The organism is Arthrobacter sp. SO3, from assembly GCF_020532825.1.
GTDB lineage: Bacteria > Actinomycetota > Actinomycetes > Actinomycetales > Micrococcaceae > Arthrobacter.
This window is the reverse complement of sequence record NZ_MQTS01000176.1, coordinates 1-15,461: the sequence shown is the minus strand read 5'-3', so window position 1 is coordinate 15,461 and position 15,461 is coordinate 1. Positions and strand designations below refer to the sequence as shown.

Below are 15,461 nucleotides of genomic sequence, written 5' to 3'. Positions count from 1 at the left end.
TGACTAGGAACCGACGCGGAAACGCGCGAATGCGGTGCCCTTGACGCCGGCCTCGGAGAGGACCTGCGCGACAGACTTCTTGGCATCCTTGGCGAATGCCTGGTCGAGGAGAACCTCGCCCTTGTAGAAGCCCGTGACACGGCCTTCCACAATCTTGGTCATTGCTGCTTCGGGCTTGCCTTCAGCCTTGGCAGTTTCCTCGGCGATGCGACGCTCGGACTCGACGAGGTCGGCCGGAACATCCTCGCGGGAGAGGTAGTTCGGGGACATCGCGGCGATGTGGACGGCGACGTCGTGGGCTGCGGTGGCAGCTGCTTCGCCTTCGCCGTCAACGGCGAACAGGACGCCGACCTGTGCCGGGAGATCCTTGGAGGTCTTGTGCAGGTAAGCGTCGACCGTGGCGGCTTCGAGGCGGGCGATGCGGCGGACAACAACCTTCTCGCCGAGCACGGCGCCCTCTTCGACGACGACCTCGGACAGCGGCTTGCCGTCGACCTCGGTGGCGAGCAGGGTCTCGAGGTCGGCCGCGCCGGACTCGACTGCAACGGCCAGGACCTTGTCGGCGAGCTGGATGAACTTGTCAGCCTTCGCAACGAAGTCGGTCTCGCAGTTGACTTCAATCATCACGCCAACGCCGCCGGCGACCTTGGCAGCAACCAGGCCTTCCGCGGTGGAGCGGCCTTCGCGCTTGGTAGCGCCCTTGAGGCCCTTGATGCGGATGATTTCGATGGCCTTCTCGGCGTCACCGTTGGCTTCGTCAAGAGCCTTCTTGACATCCATCATGCCGGCGCCCGTGCGCTCGCGCAGAGCCTTGATATCAGCGGCAGTGTAGTTCGCCATGTGAACCCCTCTGTCTAGAAAATTTTATGTGGTGTACGGACTGACAGGACGGCAGCTCACCCGGTGAGCGGCCATCCTGTCAGTTTCCCTACGCTGCGTTGAGCAGGTGGGGAGATCCGGATTTATGTGTCAGCTGAGAAAAGCAGACTTTGGTCTGGCTACTTAGCTTCGCCGGCGGCGTCGTCAGCAGCCGGGGTAGCCTCGGCAGCTGCCGGGGCTTCCTCTGCAGCGGCGGGCGCTTCTTCAGCGGCCGGAGCGGCTTCTGCGGCCGGAGCGGCAGCAGCCTCTTCGGTCTTGCTGCCTTCGAGGAGCTCGCGCTCCCACTCGGCCAGCGGCTCTTCCGGAGCTTCCGTGGTGCCGGTGGCGCGCTGGTTGCGGGCGATGAGGCCCTCAGCAACGGCGTCAGCAACAACGCGGGTCAGCAGGTTGACGGAGCGGATGGCGTCGTCGTTACCCGGGATCGGGAAGTCGACTTCGTCCGGATCGCAGTTGGTGTCCAGGATGGCCACAACCGGGATGTTCAGCTTCTTGGCTTCGTCGACAGCAAGGTGTTCCTTCTTGGTGTCAACGATCCACAGCGCGGAGGGCGCCTTGGTCAGGTTGCGGATACCACCGAGGTTGGTTTCCAGCTTGGTGAGTTCGCGGCGAAGGAGCAGCAGTTCCTTCTTCGTGTACGCGGAACCGGCGACGTCGTCGAAGTCGATCTCTTCGAGTTCCTTCATGCGCTGGATGCGCTTGGAGACCGTCTGGAAGTTGGTCAGCATACCGCCGAGCCAACGCTGGTTGACGTACGGCTGGCCAACGCGGGTGGCCTGCTCGGCGATGGATTCCTGCGCCTGCTTCTTGGTGCCGACGAAGAGAACGGTGCCGCCGTGTGCAACGGTGGCCTTCACGAACTCGTAGGCACGGTCGATATAGGACAGCGACTGCTGCAGGTCAATGATGTAGATGCCGTTGCGCTCCGTGAAGATGAATCGCTTCATCTTCGGGTTCCAACGGCGGGTCTGGTGTCCAAAGTGGACGCCGCTGTCAAGCAGCTGGCGCATAGTTACGACGGGCATGCCGGCGCTCCTTCCGGCAGGTCATTCATGAGACAGCCCACGGGCTGTCTTACCCTGCCAATAGTTGACGGTTAATTAGCAACACCCAGGCGGGCGCTGCTCCTGGCATCCGCTGCGCTTCTTCTCCGGACCATGGGCCCGGACCGAAAGAGGCGCAGTCCTCCGCACCCTGAAGAGTTCAAGCTTCGAATGAGGAGGGCTGGATACGCGTAGTCAGCCGCTGCTCCCCCGCACCCCTGAATGAGGCGTGCCGGCTTAGACAAGTACTTAGATCAAGCGTGAGGGCACAGCAAACTGCTCCACCAAGTGTACTACAGGGCCGGTGCCGGATTGGACGGTTTCCGGGGGCTGCCGGCGGCGTCCGCCGCCGCTTTCCGGGCGTCCCGGCGGGCGCTTTGGTGCTGGTTAGGGCGGGGGCTTGGCGCTGGCCTGCGGCGGCCCGCGGCCGCTTGCCAAGGCGGTGCAGGGCCGTGGCGGGGGCTGCACCTCCGGCTTCTCCCGCGCGGCCGGCCCTGCCCTCTCCGCAGCCATCGGCTTCTATCCACATAGACCGGATGGGTGCTTACGCACGATCCGGCGGGGGCGGCAGGCTGGGTCCATGAAGACTCCGGCGTCCATCTCCGCCCTTGTTGCCGCATTGCTCCTGGCGTTCGCGCCCGCGGCGGCGCCCGCCGGCCTCGGCCTGGCAACCGGCGCGGCCACCGGTCCTGAGACTGGGGCAGCGTTCGGCATGGCGACTGATACAGCCGCTGGACCGGGCGCGGCGGCCGGTTCGTGGATCTGGCCGCTGGATCCCAGGCCGGCCGTGGTGCGCGCCTTTGATCCGCCGGCCAAGCCGTGGCAAAGCGGCCACCGCGGCGTCGACCTCCGGGCGGCGTACGACGGCGCCCCGGTCGCCTCGCCGGCGGCCGGCACCGTGAGCTTTGTCGGCGTGGTGGTGGACCGTCCGGTCATCACTGTTGAACACGGCAACGGACTGCGGAGCAGCTTCGAGGCGGTGCGCAGCGACCTCGCCGCGGGGGCGGCTGTCGCGGCCGGGGATGTCCTGGGGTGGATCCAGCCCGGCCACTGCGGACCGGTCCCCTGCGTCCACTGGGGTGTTCGCCGCGGAGAGGCCTACCTCAATCCACTGGCCTTCGTGACGGACCTGCGGCCCTCCGTCCTGCTTCCGCCCAGGAATCCCGCACCCGGGTAGGGGTGCGGAGGGCAAACCAGAATGAAGGGCCGCGGGCAGTGATGCCGGCCGGGCGCCGGTCGTCTTGGGGCCGCCGTGCGCCGTGGGGCCGTTTCCTAGACGATCGCGGAGATTCCCGTGATCGCCCGGCCGGTGACGAGGGTGTTGATCTCGTGGGTGCCTTCGTAAGAGTAAATGGCTTCGGCATCCGAGAAGATCTTGGCCATCTCGTAGTCCGTCACGATCCCGTTGCCGCCGAGGATGCTGCGGCCCAGGGCGACGCTCTCGCGCATGCGGGCCGTGGTGAAGGCCTTGGCCAGGGCGGACTGCTCGTCCTTGGCCTGGCCCAAATCCTCCAGCTGCGAGAGCCGGACCATCATGCCCATCGAGCTGACGGCATTGCCAAGGATCTGCACGAGCTGGTGCTGCACCAGCTGGAAGGAGGCGATCGGACGTCCGAACTGGTGGCGTTCGACGGCGTAGCGGCGGGCAACGTCGAAGGCGGCAAGCTGCTGGCCGACGGCCTGCCAGGCGACGGACAGTCGGGTGACCTTGAGGACCTTGTTCGTGTCGCGGAAGCTGTTGGCGTTTGCGAGCTTGAAGAAGTCCGGCACCACGACGTTCCCGAGGGTGATGTCGGCGTTCTGCACCGTGCGCAGCGAGATCTTGTTCTCGATCTTGGTGGCGCTGTAGCCCTCAGTCTTGGTGTCGACGAGGAAGCCCTTGACCTGGTTGTCTGCGAGGTCGCGGGCGAAGATGACAACCCAGTCGGAGAAGGTGGCGTTGCCGATCCAGCGCTTGGCGCCGTTGAGGATCCAGCTGTCCCCCTCACGGCGCGCCGTCGTGCGGGTGCCCCCGGCGACGTCGGACCCGCCCAGGGGTTCGGTGAGGCCGAAGGCGCCGATCTTCTTGAGCGAGTAGATGTCCGGCAGCCACGCTTCCTGCTGTTCCTCGGAGGCGAGCGCTTCGATGGAGCCCGTGAAGAGTCCGTCATGGACGCCCAGGAAGGTGGCGATGGAGGTGTCGGCGCGGGTTGCCTCGGCATGCATGATTCCTGCGAAGAGGTTGGAGTAGCCCTGCCTCCTGACCGGGCTGACCAGGTCGATCTCGGCGAGCTTCGGGATCAGGTCCATCGGGAACTCGGCGCGGTTCCAGCAGTCGACGGCGATCGGCTTGACCTCACGGGCCAGGAACTCGCGGACCTCCGCAAGCCGGTCCTGCTCCTTGGCGCTGAGCAGCTGCTCGAAGGCAAAGAAGTCGCCATCGGCGTACGGGAGGTTGTTGATGTCGATGTCAGCTTTGGACATGATGTTCCTTCACGTGTGATCAGCAGCGGCCGGGATGACGCGGGCGTCGACCGGCAGAATGTTACTCACCAGTAACTTATCGCAGTTCGTGCGGCCACCGCAAGTGATGAAGCTAACGCTTGAGGGCCGCTCCGGAACCGGGCACGGGTCCGGCCGGGTGAACAGGCGCTGGGCCCATTAACGCAGGGGAGCCGCAGCCGGCGTCGAGACGTCGGCCGCGGCTCCTTCAGCTGCGGGTCGCGGACACGGTCCCGCGGAAATGTAGGGCTACTCGGACTTGAACCGAGGACCTTAGGATTATGAGTCCCGCGCTCTAACCAGCTGAGCTATAGCCCCGTGGGCCCGGAAGCCGTTCCGGCCCTCAATGGGCGGGATGGTTTCCGGGCGAAAATCACTCTAACAATAGTAGTGGCCCGATTCAGACGACGAGGTCGTCGTAGCTCGCGCCGCGGTAGAGATCCTCGAAGGCCTGCAGGGTGCGTTCGATGCTGTGGTTCTCCACGATCCCCCGGCTCGCCTTGCCCATGGCCTCGAGCTCGTCCGCGGGGAGCGACAGCACGCGGACCATCTTGGCTGCAAGATCGTCGCTGTCATTGGGCGTGAACAGGTAGCCGTTCTCCCCGTCGCGAACCAGGTGCGGCAGGGCCATGGCGTCCGCGAGCAGCACCGGTGTGGAGGCCGACATCGCTTCGAGCGTCACGAGGGACTGCAGTTCGGCCGTGCCGGGCATGCAGAACAGGTCCGCCGCGATGTAGGCATTGCGGAGATCGGCGTCGCTGGCCAGTCCCAGGAACTTGACCCGGTCCTGCAAACCGAGCCGGGCCACCTGCGCCTCGAGGGCAGGGCGCACTTCGCCGCCGCCAACGACCTCCAAATGGATGTCCAGTTCCTTGGGCGTCTTGGCGACAGCGTCGATCAGGACGTCGATGTGCTTTTCCTCGGCGAGCCGGCCGACGAACAGCACGGTGGGGCTGGAGTGGCGCTCCAGCTCTTCGCCGGGCTTAAGTTCGTAGGCCGCGGAGTCGATGCCGTTGGAAAGCGGCAGGACCTTGCGGAGGAAGGCATGCTGGTGCATTGCCGTCGCCGCCAGCGGCGTGGGGGTGGTGACGACGTCGGCCTGGCCCATGACCTTGCCCATGTCCTTCCAGGAAATGCGACCCACGATGTTCTTGAACCACTGCGGGAAGGGCAGGAAGGGGTTCAGGTTCTCAGGCATGAAGTGGTTGGTTGCCACGATCCGGATGCCGCGCTTGACGGCCTCGTAGAGGACGTGCTCCCCGATCATGTAGTGGCTCTGGATGTGCACGACGTCGGGCTTGACGCGGTCGAACAGGAGGCTGATTTCCTTCTTGATCTCCCAGGGGAAGGTGATCCGGAAGTATTCGTGGGTGGGAACTGAGTGCGAGCGGATCCGGTGGACAGTGCCCTCGTCGCTGAATTCGGTGTAGCTCTTGCCCTTATCCGGGCGGCAGGCCAGGACGTGAACATCGTGTCCGCGCGCCTTCATGCCCTTGGCCAGGCGGTAGCTGAACATGGCAGCGCCGTTGACGTGGGGCGGGTAAGTGTCCGCAGCAATCAGAATGGTCAGCGGATGCTGGTTGTCGGGCATGGTCACGTGGAGAGCTCCTGGTGGTCACGGTGCGGGCAGCTGGGACGGTGATGGTCGTCGGTGCAGGCGTGCCGGGCCTACTGCTGAGGTCTGGATTGCCCTAGGACACCCGGCCTGCGGCCTTCCGAGCGTCTTTCTTGCGCTTGGTGACTTCGGGATGGTGCCTGGACAAAGCGATCACTCCCACGATAGCAAGCGATCCGGCTGCCCCCATCGCAATCGCCGTCACGGCGTGGACATCGGGGCGCAGCTCACCGAGGATGGTGATGCCGATCGCGATGCCGACCATCGGATCGATCACCGTCAGCCCGGCGATCACAAGGTCCGGCGGGCCCCCGGAGTAGGCGTTCTGGACGAACCACGAGCCAAGGCCGCCGGCGGCGATGATTGCGACCACCGAATACCACGGCACATTCAGCACTCCCAGGCCGTTCGGGTCCAGCAGGTGCTTGCCAATGATCCGGGTCAGGACGGCGACAAAGCCGAACAGGATGCCCGCGCCGAGGATATAGACGAAGGCGCTCATCCGGTGCTTGAACACCAGGGCGAGTGTTCCGAACAGCCCGACCGCCAGGGCCAGCAGCAGCACGATGGTCAGCTCATCGGAGGAGCTGACCTTGTGGGTCTCCTGGGTCACGGTGACCGCCAGCACCACAAACAGCGCCGAACCCGTGACGCAGGCGGAAATCGCCACCACCGTGGCCCGGTTCATCGTCAGCCCCTGGTCCTTGGTGTTGACGATCGTGGTGATGACGAGGGCGATCGCCCCGATCGGCTGGACCACAGTGAGTGGCGCCATGACCAGGGCGACGGCGTTCATCGCCATGCCCATACACAGCAGCAGGAGGCCGAAGACCCAGCGGGGGCTGCGGATCAGGCGGAGCATCCCGTGGCTGCTGAGCGCGAGTCCCCCGGTGTCGGCTTTGACCGCGCTGCCCTGGCGCTGGGCGCCGAAGGCGAGGCAGAACGCGCCCAGTACAGCAAGCATGACGGCGAACCACACCATCAGCGCGTGCCGCCTTGGGCGTCGGGTTTGGCGGCCTTGAGCATCTTGCCTTTGCGGATGATGGCCCAGAAATAGTTGTAGCCGGCGATCCAGTGTCCTACCAGCCCGAGAGCGAGGAAGATCCAGGCGGCCACTAAGTAGACCTCGGCGCCGGGCACCGGGAGCTTCGAGAGCACGAGCAGCGGGGTGCCGACCAGGAGGAGTGCGGTCCGGATCTTGCCGATATTGCTTACCGGCAGGTCGGGGTGGCCGTGGAAGTAGTAAAGCGACAGGGCGAGCAGGATGGCATCCGGGACGAGCAGCGCCGCGAGGTACCACCACTGCACGACGCCGGCAATCACCAGCGTCACGGCAACCGCGATCAGCGCGAGCCGGTCCGCGATGGGATCCATGACCCGCCCAAGGTTGGACATCTGGTCGAACCGGCGGGCGAAGTAGCCGTCCACCCAGTCGGTGCTGCCCATAATGGCCAGCACGAGGGCAGCGTAACCGTATTCCTGCTGCCCGAGGACGAGCCAGATGAAGAGCGGGACGCCGAGGAACCGAACCACTGTCACCACGTTGGGAATGGTGAAGACCCTGTCGTGGTGGATCGGGGCCCGACCAGGCCGGGAACCAGCGCCAATGAACTTCATCCAGTCCCCCTTTCCGTGGCCAGCAACGTTCGGGCGTTGCAGTTCAGCGGGCTGCCTAGCCCTGGAGCAGTTTGCGCAGCAGGAACACGAGGGCTGCGGCCGAGGCGGACAGTGCGACGAGCGGTTTCCACCGCTGCCCCAGCTGGCTCGCCACGCCTGCGCCGGCGCTGTCCGCAGCGGCGCCCGACGACTTCGCGGGCCGTTTCGAGGTGCGCTCTGCGGCCGCGGACCGGAAACCGGCGACCTTGCCGCTGAACTGTTCCTTGCCGTCCTGCAACTTGACCTGGGCCGTTGCCAGCAGGGCCTGCGCCTGGGTCTTGACGTCGAGTTCCTCGTTGAGCTCATCGCGGACCCCGGTGAGGTGGGTGCGGCGCTGGTCCAGCCGGCGTCGAAGTTCCGCTTCGCTGGGCGGCGGACCGAAGTCCGGCTCGGCGGCCTTCTTGGCTTCGTTTTCGGCTTTGGCCTTGGCGGCGGCCTCTGCTTTGGCGGCTTTGGCGGCCTTGTACTGCTCGGAGTCAGGGTCCAGCACGGCAGGATCGAAAGCCGAGCCCTCCTTGGCGATGCCGAGGTCGTACTTGAGGCCGCGGATGGTGTCTGCCGGAACCAGCGGCATGGCCTTCTTGAACTTGCCGACGCCCACCAGCCCGACGATCGCAGCGATCAGCAGGAACACTCCGCAGACCAGCAGGGCCGCGAGCCAGGCGGGCATGATCGTGGCGAGGCCCATGATGGCTGCAACGATGAGGCCGATGACCAGGAAGGAAACGAAGACAAGTGCGACGGCGAGAAAGGCCGCGGCAACGCCGACTTGGATGCCCTTGCGCTTGATCTCGACCTTGGCGAGGGCAATCTCGTCGCTGAGCTGCCGCGGGGCCAGTTTAGAGATCAGTTTCAGGGTTCTGGGCAGCGCGGAAATGCGCAGCCCTCCGCCTGTGCCGCCGCTGTGACGTCCGCTCATCGGTCCCGCCTAACTGGTTACGTCTGTGATTCCGCCTGCGCGGGATTGCCGGTCTGCGCAGCTTCACGCACACCCCGGTGTCAAAACTACCATTCAGGCTCCGTGCCGGGGCGCGGCAGCGGGCTGTGGCGCGCCCCCTGCCGCACACCCGGCAGGCTTGTCGTGAGCCCTAGGATTGACCACTGTGACTACACCCACCAATCCCGGCGATTCCCTGACCCGTCGCCGCAGGCTCCTTTACATTCTGATGTTGGGCGCGCTGACCGCTCTGGGACCCTTCACCGTGGACCTGTACCTTCCGGCCTTCCCGGCGCTGGAAGCAAGCCTGGGCGTCTCGGAGGCGGCCGTTCAGCTGACCCTGACCGGCACCACGATCGGCTTTGCCTTGGGCCAGTTGGTGGTGGGCCCGCTCAGTGACAAGTTCGGCCGGCGGCTGCCGCTGATCCTGGCGACGGCGGTGCACATCATGGCCTCCCTGGGCGCGGCCCTGTCGACCGACATCTCGACGCTGGGCTTCTTCCGGGTGCTGATGGGAATCGGCGCGGCGGGAGGCGGTGTGGTGGCCATGGCGATGGTGCGGGACCTGTTCAGCGGCTTCGCCATGGTGCGGATGTTTTCCCGGATGGCCCTGGTGAACGGCCTGGCGCCGATCCTCGCCCCGGTCATCGGTTCGCAACTGCTGCTGTTCATGCCGTGGCCGGGGATCTTCTTCTTCCTGGCCGGCTACGGGATGTGTGTCCTCATTGCCGCGGTGTTTGTGGTGCGCGAGACCCTCCCCCGCGAACTTCGTGGAAAAACCGGCATGACCGCCCGCCAGCGCTACGGTGTCCTGTTCGCGGACCGGATCTTCGTTGGCCTGCTGCTGGTGGGCGGGATGAACTTCGGCGGCCTGTTCACCTACCTTTCCGCGTCGCCGTTCCTGTTCCAGGATGTCTACGGCTTCAGCCCGCAGCAGTATGGCCTCCTCTTCGGCGTGAATTCCCTGGGAATTGTCGCCGGGGTGCAGACCAGCTCACGGCTCATCCGGAGGGTCCCGCCGCAGTGGATCCTGGCCTGCTCCACGGCGTGGATGTTCCTCATGGCCGTGCTGATCGTGATTTTCGACCAGCTGGGCTTCGGGCTGTGGGGCGTGATGGTGCCGTTGTGGTTCTACATCCTCGGCGCCGGCTTCACGTTCCCGTGCGTCCAGGTGCTGGCCCTGGCCAAGCACGGCGCGCAGGCCGGCACCGCCGCCTCCCTGCTGGGTGCCGCCACGTTCCTGATGGCCGGCCTCATCTCCCCGGTCGTGGGCTGGTTGGGCGTCACTTCCGCCACCCCGATGGGCGCCGTCCAGGCCGCGTGCATTTTCCTGGCTGCCGCCGCCCTCTGGCTGGTCGTCAGGCCCCGCACGGTCCCGGCAATCCAGTAGCCCCGCTCCCCCCGGAGGACATGCCCAGCCTTCACGGCCAGGAGTGGGCATATGGGCACTATGTCCATCCGCCAACCCGTGCGCGGGGCATGTCCCCACGGGGATGCTCGCGTAGCTGGCCTCCGGCCCTGTTCCCGTCCGACACCGGGCGATAAAGTTAGAGATGTGCCCCACTGGCAGGATCACCCACCCAGACCGGCCACGTGGCAGCGGTACGACACCGGAATCCTGCCACTGTGGTGGGATCGCCTGTGCAGCCAGACCAGCCAGCAGTCGGCGGCGCTGTTCGCGGCCGGGCTGTTTACTGAGGACCGCCGGCGCCCGATCGCGCAGTGGTACAACCCGGCCTTCGACTCGGCGCTCCTGGTCGCCCCGGAAACTTCGCCCGAGTGGCCCGTGCAGCGCTTCGGCATCTTCTACGCCCCGCCCGGCGGCGGCTTCACCCAGGTCCACTCCGCCCCACACGAGTGGCACCCGCGCGAACCCCGGAAGTCCCCCACCGAGAGTGAAGCCTTTCAGGGGGCGGTGGCGGAGGCCGAGCGGTTCCTCGAGGTGGAGATGTACTTCGTCTGAGCATGGAAAGAGACGCCGTAAGAGGGCACAAAAAAGGTCCCGCAGCCGATTTTCACCGGTTGCGGGACCTGTCCGCTCCTCCTGCTGGACTTGAACCAGCAACCCTTCGATTAACAGTCGAATGCTCTGCCAATTGAGCTAAGGAGGAATGAAGCAGGTATGACATTAGCAAAGGTTTTCCCGCTTAGGAAATCGGCCTGTCCTTTCCCCCGGGAAACACGCGCATACCCCCTCCGGGTATAAAAAAGTCCCCGTCCCGGTGACCCGGAACGGGGACTGCGCGCTCCTCCTGCTGGACTTGAACCAGCAACCCTTCGATTAACAGTCGAATGCTCTGCCAATTGAGCTAAGGAGGAATGAAGCGGATATAAGCCTAGCAAACACCCGGCCGGGAAGTGAAATTGAGCCCCGCGGAGCCGTCAGGCCTCGGAGCGCAGGGACCGTCTCTGCATTTCCAGCTGCATCAGCTCGCGGTTCAGCCGTTGGAACTCTTCGGGGTCCGCGGAAGCGTCTAAGCGCTGCAGCTGCCCCATCTTTTCAGCCTTGACCCGGGTGATTTGCAGCTCGAACAGCCGCGCGAGAATGTCCCGGCAGTAGCGCAGGACGCCGTCGGCGGTGCTGGCCGGCAGCGGTACCACGGCCAGCTCGGACACGAGCGGGCGCAGCGGCTCCGGAACCTCCTGCAGCAGCTGTTCCACCCAGCGCACCGGGTCGCCCGCGGACGCCAGCCCAGTGGCCCGGATGGCCTGGTGGATGGCCAGGTACGCCGGCGTCGACAGCCTCGCCTCGGAGAAACGCTGCCAGGTCTCACCTTCCAGCATCGCCGGCTGCTGCAGGGCAACCTCGAGCGCCTGCCGTTCCATCGCGGCCACGGGGTCGCGCGGGTCCGGCCGGTTGAACGCCGGCAGCCCGGCCGACGGCGGCAAAGGCGCAACCCCCGGGGCGGATCCCCCGCCGTTCACCGAAACGTACCCTGAGGCCTGGCCGCGGCCCGCGCTGCTGCCCTGCGCCTGGTAGTGGCTGGCGCCCGAGCTGCCACCCTGCGGCTGGGCCGCACGCTTGGCGGCCGCGCCCACGGCGCGGCTGACCTCCTCGACCGGCATGCCCAGCCAGCCGGACAGTTCCCGCGCGTAGGCGGGACGGATGCCCGCGTCGCGGATCTGGGCGACCACCGGTGCTGATTCCCGCAGGGCGGCGACCCGGCCCTCCACCGTGTCCAGGTTGTGCCGTTTCAGCGCGGCACGGATGGCGAATTCAAACAGCGGCCGCCGGGTGCTGATCAGGTCCCGCACGGCCGCGTCGCCCTTGGACTGCCGCAGCTCGCAGGGGTCGGCCCCGTTGGGCTCCACGGCAACATAGGTCTGCGCGACGAAGCGCTGGTCCTCCTCGAAGGCACGCAGTGCCGCCTTCTGGCCGGCGGCGTCACCGTCGAAGGTGAAGATGACTTCGCCGCCGCTGCCGTCGTCGGAGAGCAGGCGGCGGGCAATTTTGATGTGCTCGGTGCCGAACGCCGTCCCGCAGGTGGCCACCGCCGTCGTGATCCCGGCAAGGTGGCAGGCCATCACGTCGGTGTAGCCCTCCACGACGACGATCTGGCGGTCCTTGGCAATGTTGCGTTTGGCGAGGTCAATGCCGTAAAGGACCTGTGACTTCTTATACAGCGTGGTCTCGGGGGTGTTCAGGTACTTGGGGCCCTGGTCGTCCTCGTAGAGCTTGCGGGCACCGAAACCGATGGTGTCCCCCGCGATGTCGCGGATCGGCCAGATCAGCCGGCCGCGGAACCGGTCGTAGATTCCCCGGCCGCCTTCGGAGAACATCCCCGTGAGCTTGAGTTCGGGATCGGTGAAGCCCCTCCCCCGAAGGTGCTTGAGCAGCGAGTCCCAGCCCTGCGGGGCGTAGCCGACGCCGAACTGGTCGGCCGCCGTGCGGTCGAAACCGCGCTCGTGCAGGAAGTTACGCCCTTCGGTGGCTCCCGGGGTCAGCAGCTGGGCGCGGAAGTATTCGTCCGCGACCTTGTGGGCGTCGAGCAGGCGCTGCCGCCGGCCAACCTCCTCGCGGTTCGGGCCGGAGCCGCCGTCCTCGTACCGGAGCTCGAAGCCGATCCGGGCGGCCAGTTTTTCCACGGCCTCGTGGAACGAGGTGTGGTCCAGCTTCTGCACGAAGGAGATGACGTCGCCGTCCTCGCCGCAGCCGAAGCAGTGGTACCGGCCCACCTGGGGACGGACGGTGAATGAGGGCGACCGCTCGTCATGGAAGGGGCACAGGCCTTTGTAAGAGCCAAGGCCAGCGACCTTGAGCGTCACGTAGCCGTCGACAACTTCCTTGATGTCCGTGCGCTGGCGTACTTCATCGATATCTTCGCGTTTGATCAGGCCGGCCACAGTGCCATCCTAGTACCGGTCCCCGACAGGAACAGCGCAAAGCAGGACAGTGCGGGCAGCGTCACCCGAGACGTCACCACAGCGACGGCAGGCTGCCGACGTGCCGCTCGTATGCGGCCAGCGCGGAGCCGTCGGTCAGCGACGCGACCTGGTCGATCACAACACGCAGCCGCCCGGCGTCGTCCGCCGCATCGCGCCAGTCGGCGGCGAACATCGGCTCCAGGTGGCGGTCCCCGGTGGCACTCAGGGCCGTGACGAGGGCGTGCAGGACCTCGCGCTGGCGTTCGTAGATGGGCTGCCGGTGCTCGGTGGTCATCACGAAGGTGGTGGCCAGGCCCTTCATCACGGCGATTTCCATCACGGTCTCGTCCGGGACGATCAGCTCCGCGTTGTAGCGGGTCAGGTTCTCCGGACCGTAAACCTCGCGGGTGGACGCCAGCGCACTCTGGCAGAACCGGCCGATCAGCTGGCTGGTCATGTCCTTGAGCGCTGCCATCGATTTGCGGCTGCCGTCGGCCTCGCGGACCCAGACGCTGGTGGCCTCGAGCCGGGCGAGGGCTGCATCGATCGCGGCGGGGTCGTTGTGCGGCAGGTACCACTGTTTGGCATAGCCGACCACACGGGCGCGATGGTCCGGGTTGTCCATCCAGCGCAGCTGGAAGTGACCGGCGACAATCGCGTCCTCGACGTCGTGCACGGAGTAGGAGATGTCGTCGGCGAGGTCCATGACCTGCGCTTCGAGGCAGGACCGGCGCTCCGGGGCGTCCTCGCGGATCCAGTCGAAGATGGGCAGGTCATCCTCGTAGGCGCCAAACTTGCTGGTCCGCTCGCCGTGGATGATGGGGGCATTCTGGGCCGACCACGGGTACTTCGCGGCGGCGTCGAGGCTGGCGCGGGTGAGGTTGAGCCCGGCAGGGCGCCCGTCGGCGGCCAGGACCTTGGGCTCGAGCCGGGTCAGCAGGCGCAGGGTCTGGGCGTTGCCTTCGAAGCCGCCGATCGCGTGGGCAACCTCGTTGAGGGCCGATTCGCCGTTGTGCCCGAACGGCGGGTGGCCGAGGTCGTGGCTGAGGCAGGCGGTGTCAACGACGTCGGGGTCGCAGCCCAGGGCACGGCCCAGCTCGCGGCCCACCTGGGCAACCTCGAGGCTGTGGGTGAGACGGGTCCGGACGAAGTCGTCGGTGTCCGGTGCCACGACCTGGGTTTTGGCCCCGAGGCGGCGCAGGGCCGAGGAGTGCAGCACCCGGGCGCGGTCGCGTTCGAAGTCGGAGCGGTACGTGGACTTGGGCGGCTCCTCCACCCAGCGGGCGGTGTCGCGGGCCACATAGCCGTCCAGCACCGGGGCGGTGGTCCTGGTTTCAGCCACCGGACACGTCCAGTTCCGCGTGGCTGATCTCACGCGACTGCTCGGCGTCCATGTGGCGGTCCAGCAGCCAGTCCTTGGGCAGGGCGGGCTTCTTCGGCGAGCCCGCCCGGCCGCGGGGGCCCTCGGCGTCGACCCCGGGGTACGGGGAATTCAGGTCCAGCTGGTCCAGGGTCCCGCGGAGCACCTCGAGGCTCGTCACCATCGCCAGTTTGGTCCGCAGTTCACTGCCGACCACATAGCCCTTGAAGTACCAGGCCATGTGCTTGCGGATTTCACGCAGGGCCTTGCCCTCGTCGCCAAAGGTTTCGACCATCAGTTCGGCATGGCGGTAGACGCTCTCGGCGACCATCCGCAGGTCCGGCTTGTGCCGCTCCTCGCTGCCTTCGAAGGCCGCCATGAGGTCGCCGAACAGCCACGGGCGTCCCTGGCAGCCGCGGCCGACCACCACACCGTCCACTCCGGTCTCGCGGACCATGCGGATGGCGTCTTCGGCGGACCAGATGTCGCCGTTGCCGAGGACCGGGATGTCCGGCAGGGCTTCGCGCAGCCGGGCGATCGCGGACCAGTCGGCCTGGCCGGAGTAGAACTGTGCCGCGGTGCGGCCGTGGAGCGCGACGGCGGCGACCCCGGAATCACGGGCGATCCGGCCGGCGTCGAGGTAGGTGAGGTGGTCCTCGTCAATGCCCTTGCGCATCTTGATGGTCAGCGGGACGTTGCCCTTGGAGGCTTCCTTGACCGCGGTCCGGACGATCGAGGTGAACAGGTCGATCTTCCAGGGCAGGGCGGATCCGCCGCCGCGTCGCGTCACCTTGGGCACGGGGCAGCCGAAGTTGAGGTCGATGTGGTCCGCACGGTCTTCCTCGACGAGCATCCGGACGGCCTGGCCCACGGTGACGGGGTCCACGCCGTAGAGCTGGACGGACCGGACCTTTTCGTCGTCGTCGTGCGAGATGATGCGCAGCGATTCCGGCGTCCGCTCCACGAGGGCGCGGGACGTGACCATCTCCGCGACGTACAGGCCACCGCCGTATTCACGGCAGAGCCTGCGGAACGCGGAGTTGGTAATGCCCGCCATCGGAGCCAGGATCACGGGGGTGTCCACCGTGAGGGGCCCGAGCTTCAGGGGCGGGAGTTCCAGCTTGGGGG

General features: G+C 66.5%; 13 protein-coding genes and 3 tRNA genes. 3 read left to right on the top strand and 13 right to left on the bottom strand.

Annotated elements, in window-relative coordinates; genetic code table 11:
* Positions 1 to 3: 3 nt before the first annotated feature.
* Positions 4 to 840 carry a translation elongation factor Ts gene (tsf, locus tag BJQ90_RS16305; RefSeq protein WP_226761266.1) on the bottom strand — a complete coding sequence of 279 codons (837 nt, stop codon included), beginning with the start codon at positions 838 to 840 and terminating at the stop codon, positions 4 to 6.
* A 158-nt stretch (positions 841 to 998) separates the two neighbouring features.
* A complete protein-coding gene (rpsB, locus tag BJQ90_RS16300) occupies positions 999 to 1,901 on the bottom strand; it encodes a 30S ribosomal protein S2 (RefSeq protein WP_226761265.1) in 903 nt (300 codons plus the stop codon).
* A 598-nt stretch (positions 1,902 to 2,499) separates the two neighbouring features.
* On the opposite strand from rpsB, the gene BJQ90_RS16295 reads away from it, so the two are divergent.
* The gene (locus tag BJQ90_RS16295) at positions 2,500 to 3,096 is read left to right on the top strand and encodes a M23 family metallopeptidase (protein WP_226761264.1); all 597 of its coding nucleotides are present in this window, start codon (positions 2,500 to 2,502) and stop codon (positions 3,094 to 3,096) included.
* A gap of 95 nt (positions 3,097 to 3,191) precedes the next feature.
* Here BJQ90_RS16295 and BJQ90_RS16290 read toward each other — a convergent pair whose 3' ends face one another.
* From BJQ90_RS16290 to BJQ90_RS16265, 6 genes are all read right to left on the bottom strand, one after another.
* On the bottom strand, positions 3,192 to 4,382 hold the full coding sequence (locus BJQ90_RS16290) for an acyl-CoA dehydrogenase family protein (RefSeq protein WP_226761263.1): 1,191 nt from the start codon (positions 4,380 to 4,382) through the stop codon (positions 3,192 to 3,194).
* 262 nt (positions 4,383 to 4,644) lie between these two features.
* Positions 4,645 to 4,718: transfer RNA gene (locus BJQ90_RS16285), tRNA-Ile, on the bottom strand.
* Positions 4,719 to 4,800: 82 nt separating this feature from the next.
* Complete coding sequence (locus tag BJQ90_RS16280) at positions 4,801 to 5,997, bottom strand: glycosyltransferase (RefSeq protein ID WP_226761262.1); 1,197 nt, start codon at positions 5,995 to 5,997, stop codon at positions 4,801 to 4,803.
* Between the two features lie 94 nt (positions 5,998 to 6,091).
* Positions 6,092 to 6,997, bottom strand: coding sequence for a DMT family transporter (locus BJQ90_RS16275; protein ID WP_226761261.1), 906 nt, complete (start codon positions 6,995 to 6,997; stop codon positions 6,092 to 6,094).
* Positions 6,997 to 7,632: a CDP-alcohol phosphatidyltransferase family protein gene (locus BJQ90_RS16270; RefSeq protein ID WP_226761260.1), complete on the bottom strand. Its 636-nt coding sequence runs from the start codon at positions 7,630 to 7,632 to the stop codon at positions 6,997 to 6,999. The genes BJQ90_RS16275 and BJQ90_RS16270 overlap by 1 nt, the downstream gene beginning before the upstream one ends.
* 55 nt (positions 7,633 to 7,687) lie before the next feature.
* Positions 7,688 to 8,590: a phage holin family protein gene (locus BJQ90_RS16265; RefSeq protein ID WP_226761259.1), complete on the bottom strand. Its 903-nt coding sequence runs from the start codon at positions 8,588 to 8,590 to the stop codon at positions 7,688 to 7,690.
* A 184-nt stretch (positions 8,591 to 8,774) separates the two neighbouring features.
* On the opposite strand from BJQ90_RS16265, the gene BJQ90_RS16260 reads away from it, so the two are divergent.
* Both BJQ90_RS16260 and BJQ90_RS16255 read left to right on the top strand, forming a co-directional pair.
* A complete protein-coding gene (locus tag BJQ90_RS16260) occupies positions 8,775 to 9,998 on the top strand; it encodes a multidrug effflux MFS transporter (protein ID WP_226761258.1) in 1,224 nt (407 codons plus the stop codon).
* Positions 9,999 to 10,163: 165 nt separating this feature from the next.
* Positions 10,164 to 10,571 carry a hypothetical protein gene (locus tag BJQ90_RS16255; RefSeq protein WP_226761257.1) on the top strand — a complete coding sequence of 136 codons (408 nt, stop codon included), beginning with the start codon at positions 10,164 to 10,166 and terminating at the stop codon, positions 10,569 to 10,571.
* 75 nt (positions 10,572 to 10,646) lie between these two features.
* Here BJQ90_RS16255 and BJQ90_RS16250 read toward each other — a convergent pair.
* The 5 genes from BJQ90_RS16250 to dusB form a co-directional block, all read right to left on the bottom strand.
* A tRNA-Asn gene (locus tag BJQ90_RS16250) sits at positions 10,647 to 10,719 on the bottom strand.
* Between the two features lie 135 nt (positions 10,720 to 10,854).
* Positions 10,855 to 10,927: transfer RNA gene (locus BJQ90_RS16245), tRNA-Asn, on the bottom strand.
* A gap of 63 nt (positions 10,928 to 10,990) precedes the next feature.
* Entirely contained in the window at positions 10,991 to 12,952 is a 1,962-nt protein-coding gene (dnaG, locus tag BJQ90_RS16240) for a DNA primase (protein WP_226761256.1), read from the bottom strand.
* 73 nt (positions 12,953 to 13,025) lie between these two features.
* A complete protein-coding gene (locus tag BJQ90_RS16235) occupies positions 13,026 to 14,315 on the bottom strand; it encodes a deoxyguanosinetriphosphate triphosphohydrolase (protein ID WP_226761255.1) in 1,290 nt (429 codons plus the stop codon).
* Positions 14,308 to 15,453, bottom strand: coding sequence for a tRNA dihydrouridine synthase DusB (dusB, locus tag BJQ90_RS16230; RefSeq protein ID WP_226761280.1), 1,146 nt, complete (start codon positions 15,451 to 15,453; stop codon positions 14,308 to 14,310). Before dusB ends, BJQ90_RS16235 begins: the two co-directional genes overlap by 8 nt.
* Positions 15,454 to 15,461: the final 8 nt, after the last annotated feature.

What these genes read in the sequence shown, in the direction of transcription:
- BJQ90_RS16265 (WP_226761259.1), bottom strand. Translation starts at nt 8,590, where the DNA reads ATGAGCGGACGTCACAGCGGCGGCACAGGCGGAGGGCTGCGCATTTCC.
- BJQ90_RS16295 (WP_226761264.1), top strand. Translation starts at nt 2,500, where the DNA reads ATGAAGACTCCGGCGTCCATCTCCGCCCTTGTTGCCGCATTGCTCCTG.
- tsf (WP_226761266.1), bottom strand. Translation starts at nt 840, where the DNA reads ATGGCGAACTACACTGCCGCTGATATCAAGGCTCTGCGCGAGCGCACG.
- BJQ90_RS16290 (WP_226761263.1), bottom strand. Translation starts at nt 4,382, where the DNA reads ATGTCCAAAGCTGACATCGACATCAACAACCTCCCGTACGCCGATGGC.
- BJQ90_RS16270 (WP_226761260.1), bottom strand. Translation starts at nt 7,632, where the DNA reads ATGAAGTTCATTGGCGCTGGTTCCCGGCCTGGTCGGGCCCCGATCCAC.
- rpsB (WP_226761265.1), bottom strand. Translation starts at nt 1,901, where the DNA reads ATGCCCGTCGTAACTATGCGCCAGCTGCTTGACAGCGGCGTCCACTTT.
- BJQ90_RS16275 (WP_226761261.1), bottom strand. Translation starts at nt 6,997, where the DNA reads ATGGTGTGGTTCGCCGTCATGCTTGCTGTACTGGGCGCGTTCTGCCTC.